This is a genomic window from Agromyces sp. NPDC058110, from assembly GCF_042884735.1.
Lineage (GTDB): Bacteria > Actinomycetota > Actinomycetes > Actinomycetales > Microbacteriaceae > Agromyces.
The window spans coordinates 189,810-211,696 of sequence record NZ_JBHVTI010000008.1; the positions used below are offsets into that span (position 1 = coordinate 189,810).

The 21,887-nt window shown below is 72.8% G+C and carries 17 protein-coding genes and 1 tRNA gene; 7 read left to right on the forward strand and 11 right to left on the reverse strand.

What is annotated here, in order from left to right; all coding sequences use genetic code 11:
* Window positions 1-79: 79 nt before the first annotated feature.
* From ACFVS8_RS19160 to ACFVS8_RS19175, 4 genes are all read right to left on the reverse strand, one after another.
* A complete protein-coding gene (locus ACFVS8_RS19160; protein WP_387066050.1) occupies window positions 80-1,936 on the reverse strand; it encodes a glycosyl hydrolase family 18 protein in 1,857 nt (618 codons plus the stop codon).
* A gap of 169 nt (window positions 1,937-2,105) precedes the next feature.
* A complete protein-coding gene (locus ACFVS8_RS19165; protein WP_387066052.1) occupies window positions 2,106-4,649 on the reverse strand; it encodes a glycosyl hydrolase family 18 protein in 2,544 nt (847 codons plus the stop codon).
* A 106-nt stretch (window positions 4,650-4,755) separates the two neighbouring features.
* Window positions 4,756-7,284 (reverse strand): LuxR C-terminal-related transcriptional regulator, encoded by a 2,529-nt coding sequence (locus ACFVS8_RS19170; RefSeq protein WP_387066054.1) that lies wholly within the window; start codon window positions 7,282-7,284, stop codon window positions 4,756-4,758.
* Window positions 7,285-7,412: 128 nt separating this feature from the next.
* Entirely contained in the window at window positions 7,413-8,294 is an 882-nt protein-coding gene (locus tag ACFVS8_RS19175) for an aminodeoxychorismate lyase (RefSeq protein ID WP_387066057.1), read from the reverse strand.
* A 93-nt stretch (window positions 8,295-8,387) separates the two neighbouring features.
* Here ACFVS8_RS19175 and ACFVS8_RS19180 point away from each other — a divergent pair, with 93 nt between their 5' ends.
* Both ACFVS8_RS19180 and ACFVS8_RS19185 read left to right on the forward strand, forming a co-directional pair.
* Complete coding sequence (locus ACFVS8_RS19180; RefSeq protein WP_387066060.1) at window positions 8,388-9,218, forward strand: MerR family transcriptional regulator; 831 nt, start codon at window positions 8,388-8,390, stop codon at window positions 9,216-9,218.
* A 92-nt stretch (window positions 9,219-9,310) separates the two neighbouring features.
* Window positions 9,311-10,309, forward strand: coding sequence for a transglutaminase-like domain-containing protein (locus ACFVS8_RS19185; RefSeq protein ID WP_387066063.1), 999 nt, complete (start codon window positions 9,311-9,313; stop codon window positions 10,307-10,309).
* 350 nt (window positions 10,310-10,659) lie between these two features.
* On the opposite strand, the gene ACFVS8_RS19190 is transcribed toward ACFVS8_RS19185, so the two are convergent.
* Both ACFVS8_RS19190 and ACFVS8_RS19195 read right to left on the reverse strand, forming a co-directional pair.
* Entirely contained in the window at window positions 10,660-11,304 is a 645-nt protein-coding gene (locus ACFVS8_RS19190; RefSeq protein WP_387066066.1) for a DNA-directed RNA polymerase subunit beta, read from the reverse strand.
* 5 nt (window positions 11,305-11,309) lie between these two features.
* Complete coding sequence (locus tag ACFVS8_RS19195; RefSeq protein WP_387066068.1) at window positions 11,310-11,921, reverse strand: hypothetical protein; 612 nt, start codon at window positions 11,919-11,921, stop codon at window positions 11,310-11,312.
* Between the two features lie 6 nt (window positions 11,922-11,927).
* On the opposite strand from ACFVS8_RS19195, the gene ACFVS8_RS19200 reads away from it, so the two are divergent.
* Window positions 11,928-11,999 (forward strand) — tRNA-Lys (locus ACFVS8_RS19200).
* A 465-nt stretch (window positions 12,000-12,464) separates the two neighbouring features.
* On the opposite strand, the gene ACFVS8_RS19205 is transcribed toward ACFVS8_RS19200, so the two are convergent.
* The gene (locus ACFVS8_RS19205) at window positions 12,465-13,514 is read right to left on the reverse strand and encodes an LLM class F420-dependent oxidoreductase (RefSeq protein WP_387066071.1); all 1,050 of its coding nucleotides are present in this window, start codon (window positions 13,512-13,514) and stop codon (window positions 12,465-12,467) included.
* A 308-nt stretch (window positions 13,515-13,822) separates the two neighbouring features.
* On the opposite strand from ACFVS8_RS19205, the gene ACFVS8_RS19210 reads away from it, so the two are divergent.
* Window positions 13,823-15,001, forward strand: a complete 1,179-nt coding sequence (locus ACFVS8_RS19210; RefSeq protein ID WP_387066074.1) for a MarP family serine protease — start codon at window positions 13,823-13,825, stop codon at window positions 14,999-15,001.
* A 79-nt stretch (window positions 15,002-15,080) separates the two neighbouring features.
* Here ACFVS8_RS19210 and ACFVS8_RS19215 read toward each other — a convergent pair whose 3' ends face one another.
* Window positions 15,081-16,016 (reverse strand): aldose 1-epimerase family protein, encoded by a 936-nt coding sequence (locus tag ACFVS8_RS19215; protein ID WP_387066077.1) that lies wholly within the window; start codon window positions 16,014-16,016, stop codon window positions 15,081-15,083.
* Complete coding sequence (locus ACFVS8_RS19220; protein WP_387066080.1) at window positions 16,013-16,924, reverse strand: DeoR/GlpR family DNA-binding transcription regulator; 912 nt, start codon at window positions 16,922-16,924, stop codon at window positions 16,013-16,015. Before ACFVS8_RS19220 ends, ACFVS8_RS19215 begins: the two co-directional genes overlap by 4 nt.
* Window positions 16,925-17,007: 83 nt before the next feature.
* Here ACFVS8_RS19220 and galT point away from each other — a divergent pair, with 83 nt between their 5' ends.
* Window positions 17,008-18,198 (forward strand): galactose-1-phosphate uridylyltransferase, encoded by a 1,191-nt coding sequence (galT, locus tag ACFVS8_RS19225; protein ID WP_387066083.1) that lies wholly within the window; start codon window positions 17,008-17,010, stop codon window positions 18,196-18,198.
* Entirely contained in the window at window positions 18,195-19,358 is a 1,164-nt protein-coding gene (galK, locus tag ACFVS8_RS19230) for a galactokinase (RefSeq protein ID WP_387066085.1), read from the forward strand. Before galT ends, galK begins: the two co-directional genes overlap by 4 nt.
* A 33-nt stretch (window positions 19,359-19,391) precedes the next feature.
* Here the strand turns inward: galK and ACFVS8_RS19235 are convergent, their stop codons facing one another.
* Both ACFVS8_RS19235 and ACFVS8_RS19240 read right to left on the reverse strand, forming a co-directional pair.
* Window positions 19,392-20,009, reverse strand: a complete 618-nt coding sequence (locus ACFVS8_RS19235) for a GNAT family N-acetyltransferase (protein WP_387066087.1) — start codon at window positions 20,007-20,009, stop codon at window positions 19,392-19,394.
* Window positions 20,006-20,497, reverse strand: coding sequence for a YbaK/EbsC family protein (locus tag ACFVS8_RS19240; RefSeq protein WP_387066090.1), 492 nt, complete (start codon window positions 20,495-20,497; stop codon window positions 20,006-20,008). Before ACFVS8_RS19240 ends, ACFVS8_RS19235 begins: the two co-directional genes overlap by 4 nt.
* A 108-nt stretch (window positions 20,498-20,605) precedes the next feature.
* Between ACFVS8_RS19240 and ACFVS8_RS19245 the strand changes: the two genes are divergently transcribed.
* Window positions 20,606-21,886 carry an APC family permease gene (locus tag ACFVS8_RS19245; RefSeq protein ID WP_387066093.1) on the forward strand — a complete coding sequence of 427 codons (1,281 nt, stop codon included), beginning with the start codon at window positions 20,606-20,608 and terminating at the stop codon, window positions 21,884-21,886.
* Window position 21,887: the final 1 nt, after the last annotated feature.

Sequence of the window (21,887 nt, forward strand, 5' to 3'; positions counted from 1 at the left end):
GTTCGCTCCGGGGCATCCGTCGTTCCGGGTCGCCCGGTCGGGGCGCACGCACGGCGTCCCGACCGGGTTCATCGCCCGGTCAGCAGGCCCCCTGCTTCTCCCACGGGCCCCACTGCTCGGCGCCCGGGACGTTGTTCTGCGTCCACCACTTCGCCTTGTAGGTCGATCCCTGGTAGCTCACCACGGCACCGCCGCTGTAGGCCGTGGCCGCTGCCCACGCCGCGGCCGTGCAGGTGCCAGGGTCGGTCGGCGGGGTCGTGGGCGGCGTGGTCGGGGGCATCGTCGGGGGCGTCGTCGAGCAGGCGGCGACGAGTTCCCAGACAGCGGCCGAACCGGGGGTCTCGCCCTGGGTCCACCACTTGGCCGTGTACTCGGAGCCGTTGTACGACACCTTCTGGCCGCCGGTGTAGACGCCGGAGGCGGTCCAGGCAGCAGCCGTGCAGCCACCCGTGGGCGGCGTCGTGGGCGGCGTGGTCGGCGGGGTCGTCGGAGGCGTGGTCGGGGTCGTGGTGCCGACGGGGTCGGTCGCGGGCCCCTTCTTGGCCGCGCGGAGCTTGTCTGCGAGGGTTCCGGTGAGTTCGCCGTTGCGGTCGCCGTCGAGCTCCCAGAACATGCCGCCGCCGAGACCCTGGTCGACGATGTACTGCGACTTGCGCGTGATGGACTGCACGTTGTCGTAGCTCCACCACTGGTTGCCGTCGTAGCGCCATGCGGCGCCGAGCGCGGCGTCGTAGTAGCCGGTGCCGAGGGTCTTCAGCTTGTCGTAGTCCTCGTTTCCCTTCTCCCAGGTGCCGGGGGCCGCACCCGTCGCGACGCCCCACGCGTTCGACGACGTGGCGCCCTGCCAGCCGCGGCCGTACGCCGCGAGGCCGATGCCCAGCTGCTTCGGGTCGATGCCGGTCTTGAGGTACTCCTTCACGGCCTTGTCGACGCTGAACCGCTGCGCGGCGGGCCGCGTGTCGGCGGGGTCGTCGAACAGGTTGGCCTGGTGGCCGGTGAGCGACGGGTTCCAGGCACCGTGCAGGTCGTAGCCCTGGATGTTGCCGTAGTCGAGGTAGCGGAACTTCTCGGGGTCGTTCCAACCGCCCGACGCGATGTCGGCGGGGTTCGCCGGCAGGAAGGCCGACAGCTGGTACGGGTGCCCGTTCTCAGCGGTGAGCGCGTCGATCTGCGTGCGGAACTCCTTCAGGAGCAGCGTGAAGTTGGTCTTGTCGTTCGCCTCGTCGACGTAGTTGCCCACCTCGCCGTTCTGCGATCCGGGCCACTCCCAGTCGATGTCGATGCCGTCGAACACGCCGGCGGCGGCACCCGCGCCGCCGCGGCCGTCGATGACGGGCAGGTTGCCCCGGAGGTACAGGTCGACGCAGCTCTTCACGAACTTCTTGCGCGAGGCATCCGTCGCCGCGGCCTTCGAGAAGTTCTTCGACCAGGTCCAGCCGCCGAGCGAGATCATGACCTTGAGGTTCGGGTGCTTGGCCTTCAGCTGCTTGAGCTGGTTGAACGAGCCGGCGAGCGGCTGGTCCCAGGAGTCGGCGGTGCCCGCGACGGAGTTCGCCGCCGTGTAGCCCATGCCGAAGTCCGCCCACGCGTCGCCGGCGCCGTCGGACCCGTTGGGGCCGGTGCCCTGCGCCTTGTTCGCGATGAAGCACTCGAGCGTCTGGTAGTTGATGTTGCCGAACGAGTAGTTGATGTGGGTGAGGTCGGCCGCCGTGCCCGAGGTCTCGAGCTGCTTGGCCTGGAACGCCCGGCCGTACACGCCCCACTGGGCGAAGTATCCGACGTTGCGGTAGCCGTTGATCGCGCTCGGCGCCTGCTCCGGCGCGGCGGCCGCGGGCAGGGCGGAGCCGACCGCGGCGAGTCCGGCGACGAGTGCGCCGGTGGCGGCGGCGGCGAGCGCGGTGCGCAGGCCCCGTCGCGTGCTTCTCTGTCTCTGCATGGTGTCCTTCGTCGAGGAGGAACGGGCGCGGTCGCGCCCCTCGAGGTCAAGCTACGAGCGGATGCCCCGGCTCGGCGTCCGCACGATCCACATGTTCGGTCGCACGCACGCACGAAGCCGGGTACGTAGTGCTACGTACCCGGCTCCGATCACGACGAGGTCGTGGGCGTCAACAGGCGGTCGCGGTGCCCCACACGTCGTTCGTGCCGGGCGTGTTGCCCTGCGTCCACCACTTCGCGGTGTACTCGGCACCGCCGTAGGAGACCTGCTGGCCGCCCGTGTAGACGGCCGTGGCGCTCCAGGCCGGGGCGTCGCAGGTTCCGGTGCCCCCACCGGTGCCGCCGCCCGTGCCCCCGGTCCCGCCGGGTGCGACCAGCGTGACGCCGCGCGGCAGGTCGGCGAGGGTCGCGTAGGTCTCGCTGCCGATCTTCACGCGCAGGTTCGAGATCTGCGTCATCGGCAGGCGCCACGAGAGCTTCGTGTACGCACTGCCGCCCGCGGGGATGCCGCCGGACGGGACCTTCAGCGAGTACGTGTGGAAGTCGCCCTTGAGGCCGCCCACGTTCGAGCCGGTGTGATCACTGGAGACCTTCGTGATGCCCCAGCCGTTCTGCTCGCCCATCGCGCCGGTGTCGCTCGTCGCGGTGTCGAAGGTGATGGTCGCGCCCGCGGGGATCGCGGCCGACGAGTTGTTGGTGAACGTCACCTTCGGGTTGATCGGGTAATTGTTGTCGCCGAGCGCGAACTCGGAGTACCCGACCTGCAGGTCGATCGCCTTCGTCGGCATCGCGACGTTCGCCTTCGACGCGCCGTACGGCTGGGAGGCCGCGAGGCGGTCGTGCAGCAGCGACACGAGCGTGGATCCCATCTCGTACTGGCCCTTCTGCGCGTTGTACGAGTAGTCGCCCGCGAGCTCCCAGATCATGGCCCCGCCGATCCCCTCGTCGGCGATGTAGTCGGCCTTCGCGCTGATCGCCTGGTCGGAGTCGCCCGTGAGGAACGTCTTGGTCGTGGCGTTCCACCACCACTCGGTCTTCGTCGTCTGGTCGAAGTGGTGCGTGTACGTGCCCGTCAGCGTCGTGGGCGCGCCGTAGGAGGCCGCGTAGTCGCCGACGACGCCCTTCTGCAGGTTCAGCGCGTGCCAGATCGGGTTCGCTCCCGCGCCGACCTCAGCGCCGGTCTTGTCGAGGTCGCGCCAGAGGTTGTTGATGCCGACCGCGCCGTTGCCGCACTTCGAGGTGCCGCCGATCGTCGGTCCGGTACCGGGAGGGCACTTCGTCTGGTCGGGGAGCGGCGCCTTGCCGTACAGGCCGTTCGTGCCGCCCTGCACGCCGTCCCAACCGCGCGTGTAGAAGGGCACGCCCACGTTGATGCGACCGGCGGGCATCGCACCGCGGAAGTAGTGGTAGGCCCAGTCGGTGTTGAGGTAGCCGATGTTGCTGTACGCGCCGTAGACGCCGCCGGCGGCGAGCTCGGGGTCGTTGCCGTCGTCGAAGAGCGGCGCGTTGCCGCCGACGTAGTCGTTCCACGACCCGTGCAGGTCGTAGCTCATGATGTTGACGTAGTCGAGGTAGGGCGTCACCTGGTAGGCCTCGGCACCGCGCAGCAGCCAGCCCGATGCCGGCGCCGCGACGGTGAGCAGGTAGTGGTGGCCGTCCGCGGCGCCCGCGCGGTCGAGCTTCTCGCGCAGCGTCTTCATGAGCGACTGGTAGCCCGCCCACAGCTTGGCCCGCCGCGGCTCCGAGAACGCGAAGTCGTCGGGGCTGCCGGCCTTGCCGTTGGAGTTGGCGTACTCGTAGTCGATGTCGACGCCGTCGAAGCCGTAGGTGCGGATGAACTGCACGGCGGAGTCGGCGAACGCGTCGATCTTCGCCTGCGAGTCGGTGAGGGTGTAGAACCCGCCGTCGGCGACCCGGTCGCCGTTCGCGTCGAAGTGCCCGCCGGTCTCGGCCCAGCCGCCGACCGACACGAGCGCCTTCACACCGGGGTTCTGCTTCTTGTACTTCGTGAGCAGGTTGAAGTGCCCCTTGTACGACAGGGTCGGGTCCATCTCGGCTGCAGCGACGCCAGGCCAGGTCATGTCGGTCGAGGCGTTGCCCGCGACGGTCTGGTTGACCGAGACCTTGCCCTGCCCGTCGATGTGCGCGAAGGCGTAGTTGATGTGGCTGAGCTTGGTCCACGGGATGTCGCTCGCGAGGTAGCGGGGCTGCCCGTTCGCGCCCGTGCGCCAGTTCGTGAAGTAGCCGATGACGCGGTGCTCGAGGCCGTTCGGCAGCTTCTCGCGGCCCTGCTCGTCGTAGATCGTGCAGTAGGGCACGTCGACGCCCGGCGTCTGGTAGAGGCCGTCGGGCCGGCACTGCTCATCGGGGTTCGAGGTCCACGGGGTGCCCGGCTCCGGGGTCGGGGTGGGCGTCGGCGTCGGCGTCGGGGTGGGCGTCGGCTCGGGCGTCGTGGTCCCGCACGCGCCGGTGCTCGACCACGGGCCCCACTGCTCGGTGCCCGGCACGTTGTTCTGCGTCCACCACTTGGCGGTGTAGTTCACGCCCTGGTAGGACGCCTTGGCGCCGCCGCCGTATGCGGTGGCGGCGTTCCAGGCGGGCGAGCAGGCTTCAGCGGCGTTCGCGACGGTCGCGGGGATGAGTGCCGCCAGGAGCAGGCCGACCCCGGCGACGGCGGCCGCGAGCCGGGCACGTCGATGATGAGGAGTTCGCATGTCGTTCCTGTCTGAATCGGGATGTCATGGCCCGCTCCGACGCGGGCAGCCCGACGCTACGACAGCGTGGTGCGCGGCGAATCAGCACATCCACGCATACGCAGGACTACCTACGCGAGGCCGACAGGCGCCCGTGCATGCGATGGGCGAGCACGGCGAGCTCGACGCGCGAGTGCACGGCGAGCTTGGTGAACACCCGTCCGACGTGCACCTCGACCGTGCGCACCGACACGTAGAGCCTCGACGCGGCCTCGCGGTTGGAGCAGCCCTCCACGACGAGCATCGCGACCTCGAGCTCCCGCTCGGTCAGCAGCTCCGCCCAGACGGCGCGGCACTCGTCGAGCATGTCGTCGGCGGTCGGGGCGTCGGATGCCGCGGACGGCCGCACCTGCTCCGGTCCGCCGTCGGGCGCGGCCGACCGTTCGACCGGTCGGGGCCCTCCGCGAGCGACCCCGGCCACGTCGACCGTGGCGATCGAGGTCGCGGCGGCCCTCCGCGTCGCGATCTGCGCGACCCGTTCGGCCGCGACCGCCCGCAGCCACCCGGTCGCTCCGCACCCGGCGAACAGGTGCTCGGCGGCGACGAGGTGACGACCGGCGGCGTCGACGTCGCCGGATGCCGCGCACACGCGCGCGAGCATGAGCTCGGTGCGCGCGCGCTCGTACGGCGAGCGGATGGACCGGGCCCGGTCGGCGATCGCCGAGTACTCGGCGGCGAAGCCCGCGCGTCCGATGCCGCGCATGCCGTGCCGCAGTTCGCTCGCCAGCCGTGCGTCCGGCGGCCGCCTCGCGATGCCGGCGCCGTCGTCGTGCGCCCGGGTGGACGTGAGCTCGGCGGCCGCGTCGAGTCCGGGGATGTGCAGCCCGCAGCCGAACCCGCCGCGCGCGCGCTCGTCGGCGAGGGCGACGAGCGTCTCGGCCTCGGCACGACGGCCGTGCAGGTGCGCCTCGACGGCGCGGTCGACGAGGTCCTCGCGTCGGATGCAGGTCGACGTCGGCGGCAAGGACGCCTCGACGGCTCGCGCCCACGGCCCGACCTCGCCGGTCGCGACGAGCTCGAGCCGCCGCGCGAGCGCAGCGCCGAGCCCGGCGAAGGCGAGCGCGATCGGCAGGTCGCACGCCGCCTGCCGCAGGCCGTTCGCGGCCCGGCTCACCTCGCCGGCCCAGAGCTCGAGCAGGGCGATGGCGACGGCCCGCTCGGCGCGCACCAGCGGCGAGCGCTCGAAGCCGACGTCGGCGGTGGGGCCGGAGGGCACGGTGGTGCGCCGCGCGCCGAGCCAGCGCACGGCGCCGGAGGGGTCTCCGGCGAGGCCGCGTTCGAGGGCGATCGCGACGGCGTGCAGGCTGCCCGTCTGGGCGCCGTCGGCGGGCTCCTCGCCCGACCCCGACGACACATCCAGGCCGTCCCTGTCTGCCCCGTCGGCCCCTCCCGACCCTCCGGCTGCGCCCGACGCGGCCCACGCGGCCGCCACCGAAACGGGGAGGATCGGTGCGTCGGCCGACTCCGACGCGCCTCCGTGCAGCCCCACACCGGCGAAGAGCCGGTACCGCGCGTGGCCGACGACCCAGTCGTCTGCCGCGAGGCCGTGACGGTCGATCAGGGCCGCCGCCTGGTCGAGGCGTCGCACCGCGCGCTGCATCGCCCCCCGCTCGGCGAGCAGCCCCGCGGTGAGCGCGGCGGCCCTGGCGAGCGCACGCGCGCGGCCCGCGGCCTGTTCGGCGTCGGTCCGGTCGGTCTGCTCGAGCCGCTCGAGCTGGTCGTCGAGGTCGGACTCGGCCACGTCGCCGTGGAGCAGCGTCGTCGCCAGCAGGGCGTCGCCGAGCACGTGCGCCCGGTCGCCGTCGTCGCCCTCGGTCAGCAGCTCGCCGAGCCAGAGCTCCGCATCCTCGACGAACCCGCCGTGCAGCGCGGCCCGACCGGCGACTCGCCGTGCGAGGGCCGCCCGCTCCCCCGTCGCGTGGCTCTCGGCCTCGCGTGCGACGGCATGCGCACGCTCGGCGTCGCCCGCGGCATCCGCCCGCTTCGCGATCCGAAGCAGCGGGGCGACCAGGTCGGGCGAGCCCTCGAGGGTCGCGAGCGAGCGATGCCAGACGGCCTGGTCGTCGTTGCCCAGCCCGGCGTACGCGTCGGCGAGCCGCTCGTGCGCGGCCGTGCGGTCGGCGAGGGAGGCCTCGGCGTGCACCCAGATGCGCATGCGCGGATCGGCGAAGGCGAAGTGGCCGGCGACGAGCAGCAGGTGGCGACTGAGCTGCCCGTCGACGAGCTCCGCCATGCTGCGACCGCCCGCCGCGAGGAGCACGTCGCTGCGGTCGTCGGTGCAGACCGCGGCGATGACGAGCACCTGTCGCTCCCAAGCGGTGAGCCGCTCGCCATGGGGGCCGATCGCCGCGGTGATGGCGGGAACGAGCGGAAGGGGATCGGGCAGCACCGACAGGCCGAGCCGCTGCGAGGTGCGCAGCAGTGTCGCGACCTCGATGATCGCGTCGGCGTCGCCGCAGAGTGCGAGTCCGAGTCGGGACGCGACGTGGGGCGCGACGACGAGCCGATGCCTGGCGAGCAGGCCCACGATCGCGTTGGAGTTCTCGAACGCCTCGACGCTCGATCGGTGTCGTGGCCCGGTGCGGTTCTCGTCCATGCGTTGCATCGCCTCCGCTCACTTCACTGATCGCGTGCGGTTATGTTAGCAACGTTTACAAACAAGAGTCGAGAGGGAATTCATCCGATCGCAATTCCCCGTTCAGGGGACGCCTGGCGCAGCGCAGTTCAGTCGCGCGGCTCGAGCAGGTAGGCGTTGAACGCCCGCGTCGTCTCGGCGTCGAACGGGAACGTGGCGCCGTCGAGCTCGGTGACGCCCGCGGCGAGGCGCACGCTCGAGACCAGCCAGAGCGCGTCGGCCGTGCCCAGCTCGTCGGCGCGGATGTCGCGGTACTCCGTCGAGCGGCCCGTCTCGGCGAGGTGGTCGAACAGGCTCATCTGCGTCGTGCCGTGCAGGATCGCGCCGGACGGCGCGGGCGTCGAGTAGACGTCGCCGTGGCGCAGGATCACGCTCGAGGTCGGCCCCTCCATGACGTAGCCGTCGGACGAGACGAAGATCGTGTCGTCGGCGCCGCGGCGGTGCGCCTCGCGGAGCGCCGCCATGTTCGTGGCATAGCTCAGGGTCTTCGCGCCGAGCAGGAGCCACGGCGCATTCGCCGCCGCGTCGTGCGCGTAGCCGCGATCGAGCGTCACGACGCTGATGCCCCGCTCGCGAGGGCCGGAGAAATCGGCCGCGGGAGCCGCGTGCAGCCATGCGGTCGGCGCCGGTCCGCGTTCGACGCCCCGGCTCAGCACGAGCTTCAGCGCGAACTCGCCGGTCGACGGCAGCAGCTCGACCGCGCGGGCGATCGCCGCGCGCCACTGCGGCAGGTTCGGCTCGGGCAGCTCGCAGATGACCGCCGAGTTGCGCAGGCGCTCGAGGTGCGGACCGACCTCCTGGGCGTGCCCGTTCGCGACCTGGATCGTCTCGAACACGCCGTCGCCGCGCTGCGTCGACAGCTCGCCGACGCGGAGCGCGGGGGCATCCGCCGGCACCTCGCGGAACGTCGACGCGAGGTCGTCGAGGCGGGCGTCGGCGGGCAGCGGCTCGAGCAGCAGGGTCACGGTCATGCCTCGATGCTACGCGGATGCGGCCGGCCGGCCGCGCGGGCCGGCCCGCCTCCCCGGCTCGCCGACGTCCCATGCGGGCGCTACCGTCGAGCCATGCACGAACTCGGCACCGGCGAGATGAGCCGAGCCTCCGGGCTGTCGCTGAAGGCCCTGCGCGTCTACGAGGCGAAGGGGCTGCTCCTCCCGGCGTCCGTCGACGAGGCCACGGGATACCGTCGCTACGGCGAGGCCGAGCTCGCGAGGGCGAGGTCGATCCAGGCGCTGCGACGCATCGGCGTGCCGATCGCCCGCATGTCCGTGCTCCTCGATGCCGCGCCCGACGCGCTCCGGGGCGAGCTCACGCAGTGGTGGTCGTCCCAGCGAGACGCGTTCGCCGAGCGGAGTCAGGTGGTCGACGTCGTGACGGATGCCGCGGCCGCGGCCCACCTCGACCCGGCCGCGGCGAGCGCGGTCGACTCACGCGTCGCGGTCATCCGGAGGGCGGCGCTGAAGGTCGCGTCCGTCACGCGCGTCGTCGAGCAGTCCCACCTCGTGCCGACCTCGATCGCCGACGTCATCTCGGTGCGCCGCCACCTCGCCGAGCAGGGCGCCGACCCGGCCGACGAGCACTGGTTCGTGTTCCACGACCCCGTCGGGCACGACCTGCCCGGACGGGTCGAGGTCGTCGTGCCCTACGGAGGCACCTGCGACCCGGCCGACGGGATCGTGCTGCGCATGCAGGCCGCGACGACGTACCTCGCCGTCGACGTCACGGCCGAGGAGCTCGTATACCCGTCCCTGCTGCGCTTCTACGACGCCCTCTGGCGTACGGCCGAGCGGCACGGCGGCGCGGCCGGTGCTCCACGCGAGCTCTACGAGCGTCCGTGGAGCACGGGTCCGGGCGAGGTGGTGGCGACCATCGCGCTGCCGATCGCGACGCCCTGAACCCGGTCGCCGTCGGCGCCCGCACGCGACCCGCCGACGGCATCCGCTCGGCCGCTTGACCCCGCCCTTGGGGCGGACCGTACGTTCGGCCCATGACGGATCAGCTCGCCACCGCACCCGACTCGGCGTCTTCGGAGGCGCCCCTCGACGCCTGCCTCGAGCGGCATCGCACGCACTCGCCCTTCACCGATCCGGGCCGGCACGCCGAACTGCTGCGCGCCGTCGCCACCGACTTCGACGCACTGCACCGAACGGTCGACGGTCTCATCGACCACTACCGCGCGACCCCGGGCGGCGTGGGCCCCGACCAGGTCGACGACATCGACCGACGATGGATCGCGTCCCAGTTGGAGGCGCTCGTCGCACGCCGACCCGGCCCGCTCGACGCGCCGCGCCCGGCCGCATGCAGGCTCGGCGGGTGCTGCCGCGACCATTCGCTGCTCGCCGTCGCGATCCTGCGCGAGCACGGCGTCCCGGCACGGACGCGCCTCGGGTTCGCCGGGTACTTCGCGCCCGGCTACCGCAACGACCACGTCGTGGCCGAGCGGTGGGATGCCGCGGCCGGGCGCTGGCGGCGATTCGACCCCGAGCTCGACCGGGCGCGGTTCGCGTTCCCGGTCGACGACCTGCCTCGCGGCGACGCCGACGGCTTCCGCACGGCCGCCGAGGCCTGGCACGCGTACCGCGCAGGGCTCGAGGACCTCGCCGACCACGGCGTCGGCCCCGACACGCCGTTCCAAGGGCCGTCGTTCGTGCATCGCTACGTGATCGCCGACCTCGCGCACCGGCAGCGCTGCGAGCTGCTGCTCTGGGACGGGTGGGGCGCCATGGCGTCACCGGGCGACGAGCTCACTGCGGAGCAGCTCGACCTCACCGACCGGATCGCCGACCTCACGATCGCCGCGGATGCGGGCGACGAGCAGGCCGAGCGCCGTCTCGACGACCTCTGGTCGGGCGACTCCCGGGTACGACCTGGTCGGTTCGTGGAGACCCACTCCCCGACGGGACGCGTCGGCCGCACCGACCTGCGCCGCCGCACGACCGAATGGAGCGGAGGCCCGGGCGCCGTACTCACCGTCGACGCCGGCTGACGGGCGACGCCCGCGGCATCATGCGCCGGGCATCGCGAGCAGGCGGGCATGCAGAGGCCGGCCGCAGAACGCCTCTCGGCGCGAGGCCGCTCGGAGCGGCGAATATTGGAGCCCGGGGTTGCTGCGGCCGGCCACGTCAAGTGTAAACGAGGCGAGGGGGTGCCGTATTCCGCGGAGGCGCGATCCCGCTCGGCTCGGGCCGTGAAGCGCCGTCGTCGGAGGTCGAGGAGGCAACGACGGCCGCTGTTCGCCGTAGGCCGGGTGACGGATGCCGGCGGGGCCTCGTCATCGCACGGGCGGGGCGCCGCGGCATCCGCTCGCCATGCGACGCGCCTGCGCCGAACGCCGGGTCAGTCGAGCGCGTCGCGCCGCCAGAGCCTGGCGCACGCGACGAGCTCGTCGGCGAGTTCGGTGAGCCGGAGCGCGCGCTGCGTGAGGCTCCGGGAGCGCTCGGGGTGCACGTGGTCGACCGCGTCGGCGTCGTCGGCGAGGCTCGTGTACCCGGCCGACACGAGTCGGCAGAACGCGGCGGCCCGGTCGAGCGCGACCGCGAAGTCGCCGACGAACAGGCCGTGCAGGATGCGGTCGGCGAGCTCGCGCACCTCGTCGGGGCCGGCGGGGGCCGGTGCTCCTGCGACGACCTGGTCGATCGTGTGCGACACCTCGGCGCCGCGTTGATAGCCGAGGCTCACGCCCTGCGGATCTTGACGGATGAGCGTGCGAAGCAGGTAGACCCGCCAGAGCGCGCCCGGAAGGCTCTTCGCGGACGCCTGCGACCACAACTCCGCGATCGCGTCGATGCCGTGCTCGTCGGTGTACGACACGAGTCGGGCGACGACCTCGGGGTCGGGGTCCTCGCGGACGCGCGCCAGCAGGGCCGCGGCGGTGTCGTGGGCCATGCGGCTGAGTCGCGCGGGGTCTTCGCCGCCGAGGAACGAGTCGAACACGTGCGGCGGGAACTTGGTCGGACGGTGGAAGGAGTCGTCGGATGCCATTGCCGTCAAGGGTACCCGCGTCGAGCCGGCCCTGGTCCGGTTCGGGCTGCGTCGGCGTCGCCGCTGCCTGGCTCCCCCTCTGACTCGCTGGGATCGGACCCGCGGGTGCCCGGCCCGCGATCATCGTCGGAACCCGGCACCGCCTCGAGCTCGCCCGCCGCGACCCGGCCCATGAGCGCGGACCTCCAGTTCGCGCCCATGCGGTCGTACGTGACCTTGGCATGGCAGTTGCGGCAGCGCACGTCGCACTTCGCGATCTCGGCCATCACCCGGTGCAGGGCGTACCCGTGCTGTGCCAGCTTCATGACCTCGGCGGACTTGCTCGCGCCCTCTCGATGGTCGAAATCGAGGACGCGCAGATCGCGTTCGCCGCAATCGATGCACGGGTGACCGGCGAGGTACTCGCCGATCGATTCGAGCGTCGCCCGCCGGATGTTCGCCTTCCGCGCGACGATGACCTGGACGTGCGCCTCCCGGTTCTCGGCGTAGTACCGTCTGGCGCGAGCACGATTGCAGGATCTGCACACGTTCTGGAGGCCGTCGGCCGAGGCCCTTCGAACGTTGAACTCCGCGTGTGGCTTAGACTGCTTGCAGCTTGTGCAGGGTTTCTCGTGCATGCGTTGGCCCCCGTAGCTCAGAGGCAGAGCAGCTGACTTTTAATCAGCGGGTCGGGATGTCGGAATTCCCCGGGGGCACTCCAACCGAGCCGCACCGATGGCCAGACCGAATCGATCCAAGCGATGATGCGCGGCGACGAAACACTCGGAATGGCGGATTTCGGACATGCTTCGATCATGGCCGGGACCACCGACATGAGATCTCGCCAGAGGGGTCGGTCGCGGGGCCACGAGACGCGACGCGACGACACGAGCACCGCCCGGCGGGAGTTCGCCCTCACTCGAGGAACGAATGCTCCCGCCCCGACGGCCCCTCCCCAAGTGTCCCCTTGGTTCGCACGGCACCGTGCGAATTGGGTCTCACCGTACGCTTCTGCACGCGCGAAATCCAGTGTTTTCCCGGGGTTTTCGTGCCCAATCGGCGGCGATCCTATCCGCTCGCGCGAACGGGTCCGTGTGAGAGCGCGGCCACGAGGCGGAACGTGCGCTCACGCGCGTCACCGCGCCGGATCGGCGCCGACCCGACGCCGATCCGCGCAGTGCTCAGCCGACGATCGAACGCAGCCCCGCCATGAGGCCGATGCGCTCGGCCGAGGTGCGCCCGAGCGGCGTGACGGCGAGCGTCGTGACCCCGGCCTCGCGGAACGCGGCGACGCGCTCGGCGACCTCCGAGGCCGAGCCGATGAGCGAGATCGCGCGCACGAGCTCGTCGGGCACGGCGGCGATCGCCTCGTCCTTGCGGCCTTCGAGGTACAGGTCCTGGATGTGCGCGGCATCCGCCTCGAAGCCGTAGCTCGCGACGAGGTCGTTGTAGAAGTTCTTGCCGCGCGCGCCCATGCCGCCGACGTAGAGGGCGAGCTGGGGCTTCACCGCGGCGATCGCGGCCGTCACGAGTTCGGGCCGGTCGGTGATCGCGAGCGCCGGGTTCGCGAAGACGTCGAGCGGTGCGAGGTCGGCCGATCGCCTCGCCCCGCCCGCGGCGAGCGCGTCGCCCCAGACCTCGGCCGCCCGGCCGGAGTGGAAGAACATCGGCAGCCAGCCGTCGGCGATCTCGGCGGTCTGCTCGACGGACTTCTGGCCGAGCGACGCGACCGTGATCGGGATGCGGTCGCGCACGGGGTGGTTGATGAGCTTCAGCGGCTTGCCCAGCCCGGTTCCCTCGCCCGCCGGCAGCGGGATCGAGTAGTTGCGTCCGGAGTGCACGACCGGTTCGCGGCGCCAGGTCATGCGGCAGATGTCGATGATCTCGCGCGTGCGCCCGAGCGGCGCGTCGTAGCGCACGCCGTGGAAGCCCTCGATCACCTGCGGGCCCGAGGCGCCGATGCCGAGCTCGAAGCGGCCTCCCGAGACGTAGTCGAGTCCGGCGGCCGTCATCGCCGTGAGCGTCGGCGTGCGCGTGTAGAGCTGCAGGATGCCGGAGGCGAGCGTGATCGTCGACGTGCGCGCCGCTAGGAACCCGAGTTGGCTGACCGCGTCGAACGAGTAGGCCTCGGGCACGACGACGAGGTCGATGCCGGCCTGCTCGAGCTCGGCGACCTCGTCGGCGGCTTCGCGGAACCCGCCCGCATAGTTCAGGAACATCCCGACGCGCATGTCACTCCTCATCGTGCGATCGTGCTGGTGAGCCGGAGTCCGGCCCCTCCGAGGCTAACCGACGGGCCCCGCACGGCAGGGTCGGTTGTGCGGCGCCCACGACTCGGCGCCCGACCGGGCTGCGTCGCGTCGTGGATTCCGTGAACGCGGTGGCCTCGGCGGGGCTCAGCCTGTTCCGAGGCGGATGCCGCAGGCTTGAGTCCGCACGACGGTGCGCCGCCGACCGCGATCGTCCGACCGCTGCCGCCCGGCGACCGCTGCCGCCCGATGACCACCGCCCAGCTCCGCTGCGCCGACCCTGGAGGAACATGGACTGGAGCCTGCTGCTCGACGTGCTGCTGGTGCTCATGCTCATCGGCGCCGTCGTGAACGGGTACCGCGCCGGCCTGCTGCGCACGGCCGCCGGCCTCATCGGCGTGCTGCTGGGTGCGGTCGCCGCGGCGTTCGTCATGCCGTGGGTCATGGGACTCGTCGCGGCTCCCGAGTGGCGGGCGCCGGCGGCCCTCGGGTCCGCGCTCGCGCTGGTCGCGATCGGCGGCACGGCGGGCGGAGCGCTCGGCGCGGCGTTGGGTCGCGGGGCGGAGGCCGTGAAGCTCGGCGTCGTCGACCGGGTGCTCGGCGCCGTCGGCAACCTGCTGGTGACGGTCTTCGTGCTGCTGCTCGTCGCCTCAGGGGTCTCGGCGATGGGCGTGCCGGTGCTCTCGCCGGCGATCGCCGGGTCCCGCGTGATCGGCACGATCGAGGCGCTCACGCCGACGCCCGCGCAGCGCTTCCTCGCCGAGGTGCGGTCCGCAGCGGTCGGCGAGGCGCTGCCGTGGCTCGTCGACGTGTTCGAGGTGCCGGCCGACGCCCCGACCCTGCCGTCGGGCGGCGTCGACGATCCCGAGATCGTGCAGGCCTCGGCATCCGTCGTCCGCATCACCGGCACCGCGTTCGAGTGCGGCGTGTCGATGTCGGGCAGCGGGTTCGTGATCGCCCCCGACCGCATCGTGACCAACGCGCACGTCGTGGCCGGCGTCGACGAGCCCGTGGTCGAGACGCCCGGCCTCGAGGCGCGCACGGGCGAGATCGTCGCGTTCGACGCCGACCTCGACCTCGCGGTCATCGCGGTCGACGGGCTCGACGCGGCCGCGCTGCCGGTGACGGATGCCGCCGCGGGCGACGCCGTCGCGATCGCGGGCTACCCGTTCGGCGGGCCGCTCGAGCTGCGACCCGGCCAGGTCATGTCGGCGGGGGCGGTGACGTTCCGCGAGGCGGCGGGAACCTCGACGCGCGACGTCGTGACGCTCGCCGCCGACGTCGACCACGGCAATTCTGGCGGGCCCGTGCTCACGGGCGACGGCGCGGTCTCGGGCGTCGTGTTCGCCAAGTCGGAGAGCGTCGAGAACGTCGGGTTCGCGATCCCGGTCTCGACGCTGGAGGCGTTCGCGGGCGACGCGTCGTCGCTCGAGCAGCCGGTCGACTCCGGCTCCTGCTCGGCGGGCTGACCTGCTCGGCGGGCTGACCTGCTCGGCGGGCTGACCCAGCTCGGCCGGCCGGTCGGCGACCCGGGGCCGGCGGTCGGGATTACTCGGCGCTGAAGCCCTCGAAGTGGATGCCCCACGAGAGCTCCCACGCCTCGCCGGGGTCGAGCCAGCGGAGGCCGCGGCCCGAGTTGAAGGCCTCGGCCGGCGCCGTCATGGGCTCGATCGCGATCGCGACCTGGCCGTCTTCGCCGGGGAACCGGTGCGTCGTGAAGACCTGCACGTAGGCGAACTCGTCGTCGGCCCTGATCGACACGCTGCGACCGTCGGGCGCGGTGAGCGAGTGCTGCACCGCTCCATCGTGGGCGGTCACCTCGCCGAAGGCGTCGTCGAGCGACAGCTCGGAGACGCGACGACCCTCTCGGAGATCCCACTCGGTGCCGTCGACGGGCACCTCGCCGGTCGGCAGCAGTCGCTCGTCGACCTCGATGTGGCTCGCGGCGTCGAGCCGCAGCACGAGGTCGCCGGTCGGCACGTCGCCGATCTTGAGATAGGGGTGGGTGCCGATGGCGACGGGCGCGGCCTCGCCGCCCTGGTTCTCGATGTGGTGCGTGACGCGCAGGCCGTCGGCGACGAGCTCGTAGTGCACGGCGGTCTCGAGCAGGAACGGGTATCCGAGCTGCGGGTAGACGTTCGCGGCGAGCGTCACCGAGTCGCGCTGCTGGTCGACGACGCGGTACTCGGCGTAGCGGAGCAGCCCGTGGATCGCGTTCCGGTGCTTGGGCTCGGTGATCGCGAGCGCGTGCTCGACGCCGTCGTCGTCGCGCCACACGCCGTCGCGGATGCGGTTCGGCCACGGCACGAGCACGATGCCGGCGCCCATCGGGGCGGGCAGGTCTTCGCCGTACTCGGGCACGAGGTCGATGCCGTTGATGCTGAGGCTCCGGATGCCGGCGGCCACGGCCGTGATCGTGGCGCGGAGGTCACCGGTCGCGGTCGAGGTCTCGAGCACGAACTGCTCGCCCGTGGGAAGCGTCATGCCTCAACTCTAGGGTCTCGCGCGACGGCCGTCGCGAGGCCCGCCTCGCGCAGCTCGGCGATGAGCGCGGGCGGCGCGGCGGCGTCGGTCACGAGCGTGTCGAAGGCGTCGACGGCGGCGATGCGACCGAGGTGCACCTCGCCGAGCTTGGTGGCATCGGCGACGACGATCGAGCGCGCCGAGGCCTTCAGCATGAGCGCCTTGACCGACGCCTCGGGCAGGTTCGCGTTGGTGACCCCGTGCACGGGATCGACGCCGTTGCAGCCGATGAAGGCGAGGTCGACGTGCACCTCGTCGAGCATCGAGCCCGCGAGCGGATGCACGAGCGAGTGCTGCTTCGGCCTGAGGCTGCCGCCGGTGACGATGACCGTGAACCTCGGGATCTCGGGCTCGAGCTCGAGCGCGATCGAGAGCCCGTTGGTGAACACCGTGAGGTCTTCGAGCTCGCCCCTCGCGCGCAGCGCCCTGGCGATCTGGAGCGTCGTCGTGCCGACGTCGAGGATGATGCTCTGGCCGCTGCGCACGAGCGAGGCCGCGTGCACGCCGATGAGGCGCTTCGGTTCGACGGATGCCGCGAGCGCCTCTTCGAAGCTGGGTTCGCGCTCGGGCCGCTCGGCCTCGATGAGGGACGTGAGCGGAACGGCTCCGCCGTGCACGCGGCGGATGGAGCCGCCGCGCTCGAGGGCGTCGAGGTCGGCGCGGGCGGTGACGGTGGTGACGCCGAACACGCGGCTGAGCTCGGCGACGCGCACGAACCCGCGTTCGGCGACGAGCGCGAGGGCGCGCTCACGGCGCTCGGGTGCCGGCATCGCGGGGGCGGGCACGGCGGCCGGCACCGGCGGGAGCGCGGCGGCCCCGGCGGCGAGCGCGCCGGTCGGGGGCAGTGGCTCGCGCGCGACATCCGTCATGTCGGCAATCTTCGACCACGCAAGCCGGTTTTGCAATACGAAACCTGCTTGTTTGCCAAACGAAAAGCGCGTAGGGTGACCGCGTGCCAGACAACACCCCCGACTTCGACCCCGCGATCACGGTGCGCCAGGCGAAGCTCGCCGACGGCCGCGACCTCCTCTACTTCGACGACGCCGACACGACGCTCGAGGCCGAGCGCGCGATCGACGGACGGGTGCTCGACCCGCGCCCCGCGAACGCGCACATGCGACAGGACCCGCTGACCGGCGAGTGGATCTCGATCGCCGCGGCGCGCCAGAACCGCGTCGTGCTGCCGCCCGCGCACCTCGACCCGCTCGCGCCGCAGACGCCGGAGAACCCGTCGGAGATCCCGAGCCTCTACGACGTCGCGGTGTTCGAGAACCGCTCGCCGTCGTTCGGCCCCGCGCTCGGCGAGCCGGGTGCGAGCGGTGCGTTCGACGACGCCGACGCGCTCGCCGACCTGCGCCGCATCGGCCTCGAACGCACGAAAACGTCGATCGGACGCTGCGAGGTCGTGTGCTTCAGCCCCGAGCACGAGGGCTCGTTCGGATCGCTCTCGCGCTCCCGCGCCCGCACCGTCATCGAGGCGTGGGCGCACCGCACCGCCGCGCTGTCGGCACTGCCCGGCGTGCAGGAGGTGTTCCCGTTCGAGAACCGCGGCCGCGAGATCGGCGTCACGCTGCCGCATCCGCACGGACAGATCTACTCCTACCCCTACGTGACTCCGCGCACCGAGCGACTGCTCGCCGCGATCGACGACTACGGCCCGACGCTCATGGCCGACATCCTCGAACGCGAGCGGAACGGCCCGCGCGTGCTGCTGACCGGCGAGCACTGGACCGCGTTCGTGCCGTTCGCCGCGCGCTGGCCCGTCGAGGTGCACCTGCTCCCCCACCGGCACGTGCCCGACTTCGCCGCGACCTCCCTCGCCGAGCGCGACGAGCTCGCCGAGCTCTACCTGCGCCTGCTGCGCGGCATCGACCGGCTCTACGACTCGCCCACGCCGTACATCGCCGCCTGGCACCAGGCGCCCGTGCACGAGCACCGCGACGACGCGCGGCTCATGCTGCAGATCACAAGCCCCCGCCGCGCGGCCGACAAACTCAAGTTCCTCGCCGGGTCGGAGGCTGCGAAGGGCGCCTGGATCGGCGACGTCGCACCCGAGGCCGCGGCCGAGGCGCTGCGCGCCGCGATCGCCCGCTCCGACGCCGAGACCCCCGTCACGACCGACCCCGAAGGACCCCGCGCATGACCGCCACCCCCGTCGAGACCGTGACCCGCGGATTCATCGAGCGCCACGGGCACGAGCCGGCCGGCGTCTGGTCGTCGCCCGGTCGGGTCAACCTCATCGGCGAGCACACCGACTACAACGACGGCTTCGTGTTCCCCTTCGCGATCGACCAGCGTGCGAGCGTCGCGCTCGGCGCGCGCGACGACCGGGTCATCCGCGTGTCGTCGACGTTCGCCGAGGAGTCGGTCGAGCTCGCCATCGACGACCTCGCGCCCGACGCCGTCGTCGGCTGGGCGGCCTACCCGCTCGGCGTCGCATGGGCGCTCACGCAGTTCGGCGCCGACCTGTCGGCGGTCGGCGGCGTCGACCTGCACATCGACAGCACCGTGCCCGTGGGGGCCGGCCTCTCGTCGTCGGCCGCGATCGAGTGCTCGGTCGCGCTCGCCCTCGACGAGCACTGGGGTCTCGGCCTCGACCGCCCGACGCTCGCCAAGGTGGGCCAGCTCGCCGAGAACCGAGTCGTCGGCGCGCCCACCGGCATCCTCGACCAGTCGGCCTCGCTGCTCTCGCAAGCCGACGCCGCGGTGTTCCTCGACTGCCGCAGCCTCGACGCCGAGGTCATCCCGCTCGGGCTCGTCGACGACGGGCTCTCGATCCTCGTCATCGACACGAACGTGTCGCACGAGCACGCGACCGGCGGCTACGCCGCACGCCGCGCGTCGTGCGAGGCCGGCGCCCGCGCGCTCGGCGTCGACTCGCTGCGCGACGTGGACCTCGCCGACCTCGACCGCGCCGCCGAGGTGCTCGACGACGAGACGTTCCGGCGCGTGCGCCACATCGTGACCGAGAACCGGCGGGTGCTCGACACCGTGCGCACGCTGCGCGAGCAGGGTGCGGGCGCCATCGGCCCGCTGCTCGACGCCTCGCACGTGTCGATGCGTGACGACTTCGAGATCACGGTGCCCGAGGTCGACCTCGCGGTCGAGACCGCCCAGTCCAACGGCGCGATCGGCGCCCGCATGACCGGCGGCGGCTTCGGCGGCTCGGCCATCGCGCTCGTCATCGACGCGCTCGTTCCCGTGATCGAGCGCGAGGTGCACGCCGCGTTCGCCGCGCAGGGGTATCGCGAGCCGACGACCTTCGTCGTGCGGCCGAGCGAGGGCGCGCGCCGCGACGCGTGATCGGGCCGCCCGGGTGGCGACGCCCGAGCTGAGTCAGGCCCGCACGGCAGGTCGCCCGGGCGGCGACGCCCGGCCGTGCTCCCGCGCCGTCGCCCACTCCTCGGCGAGGATCCCGTAGGTGTACCCGTCGACCCACCCGAGCTCGGCATGCCATGAATCGCGCACGCCGTGCTGCTCGCGGCGCATGCCGAGCTTCTCCATGACCCGCCACGATGCGTGGTTGTCGGCGAAGCACCCGGCGGTCACCCGGTGCAGGCCGAGTTCGCCGAACGCCACGTCGAGCAGTGCGCGGGCGATCTCGGTCGCGTGGCCGCGCCCCGCGTGCGCCGGGTCGATCAGGTATCCGAGCAGTCCCTCGCTCGCGCGCCACGCGTCGCCGTCGAACTGTCCCATGCCGTCGTGCACCTCGAGGGAGCCGGTGCCCACGACCGCACCGTCGAGCACGGCCACGACGGCCTGCTCGGCGGGGTTGCCGACGGCGTCGAGCCAGGCCGCGACGAAGGCTTCGGGTGCGACGCTCGTGCGCAGCAGCCAGCGCGTCACCTCCGGCCGGTTGCGCCAGGCGAGCACCGCCTCGAGGTCGTCGCGGGTGGGCGTGCGGAGCTCGAGCTCGCCGGCCCGACGCGGCCAGGACACCTCGGCACGGGTCACCGCGCGGCCTCCGACGCCTCGACCGCGTGCGGCGTGCCTCCGGTGATGCGCACGAGCTCGTCGAACGTGGTCGGGAACACCGTCTTCGCGTGCCCGGCCGCCGCCCAGACCTCGTCGTACCCGGCGAGCGCGGTGTCGACGATGGTGCGCACGGGCGACGGGTGGCCGAGCGGTGCGACGCCGCCGATGACCTGCCCCGTGGCATCCTTCACCGTCTCCTTCGACGCCCGCCCGATGGTGCCGCCGAGCTGCGAGCCGAGCCAGTCGGTGTCGACGCGGTGCGCACCGGAGGTGAGCACGAGGATGGGCTGGTCGTCGAGCGTGAAGACGAGCGAGTTCGCGATCTGGCCGACCTCGACCCCGAGCGCGTCGGCGGCCAGCGGTGCGGTCGTGACGGCGTCGTCGAACCAGACGATCTCGGGCGAGAGCCCATGCGCCGCGAGGGCTTCGGCGACGCGTTCGACGGCGGGGTGCGAGGGTGTGCTCATGCGTCGATCCTACGAAGGCGAGGGCGGGCCGTCCGACGAGCGGATGGCGCGGCACCCGGTCGCCCGCCGGGTCGCCGTCGCGTCATCCGGGTGCACTAGGGTGCGAGCGTGACCGACTCCCCCGCGCTCGCGCGCCGACTCGGACTTCGCGACGCCGTCGCGATCGGCCTCGCGTCGATGATCGGCGCCGGCGTGTTCTCGGTGTGGAACCCGGCCGCGCAGGCGGCGGGCGCCTGGCTGCTCGCGGGGCTCGGCATCGCCGCGTTCGTCGCGTTCGCGAACGCGAGCTCGACCGGGCAGCTCGCGGCCAGGTATCCCGAGTCGGGCGGCGCGTACCGCTACGGGCGGGAGCGGCTGGGCGAGTGGCCCGGGTTCCTCGCGGGCTGGGGGTTCGTGGTCGGCAAGACGGCGAGCTGCGCCGCCATGGCGCTGACGGCGGCCGACTACCTCGTCGACGGCCCGTGGGAGAAGCCGATCGCGGTGACGGCCGTGATCGTGGTCTCGGGCGTGAACCTGCTCGGCATCACGCGCACCGCGAAGGCGGCCGCGATCATCGCGGCGGGCGTGCTCGCCGTGCTGCTGCTCGTGCTCGCGGCGGGCGCGGCGGGGCTCCTGTCGTCGGGCCTCCCGCCGCATCGGGGCGACGCGATGCCGTCGCCCGGCTGGTACGGCGTGCTCCAGTCCGCGGGCCTGCTGTTCTTCGCGTTCGCGGGGTACGCGCGCGTCGCGACGCTCGGCGAGGAGGTGCGCGACCCGTCGCGCACCATCCCCCGCGCGATCGCCATCTCGCTGGGCGTGGTCGTGGCGCTCTACGCGGCTCTCGCGGCCGTGCTGCTCGTGGCGCTCGGCCCCGCGCACCTCGCGACGAGCGACGACGCGCCGCTCGCCGACCTCGCCGTGGCGGGCGGGTGGGCCTGGCTCGGTCCGATCGTGCGCGTCGCGGCCGGGGTCGCGGCCTGCGGGGCCCTCCTGGCGCTCGTCGCCGGCGTCGGGCGCACCTCGCTCGCGATGGCCCGGGACCGCGAACTGCCCGCGCCGCTCGCGGCCGTGCACGCCCGCACGCACGTGCCGTGGGTCGCCGAGCTCGTCGTGGCCGTCGCGATCGTGCTGCTCGTGCTGATCGGCGACCTGCGCGGCGCGATCGGGTTCAGCTCGTTCGGGGTGCTGGCCTACTACCTCGTCGCCAACGCCGCCGCGCTGACCCAGCCGAGGGGCGAGCGCCGGGTGCCGCGATGGCTGAGCGCGGCCGGGGCGATCGGATGCCTCGTGCTCGTCGCCACCCTGCCCGTCGAGGCCGTGCTCGGAGGTCTCGCGGTCTTCGCCGTCGGTGCGGGGTACCGGCTCGTGCGCACCCGGTTCGCCCGCGGCCGCCCCGCCGACCGCGGCTAGG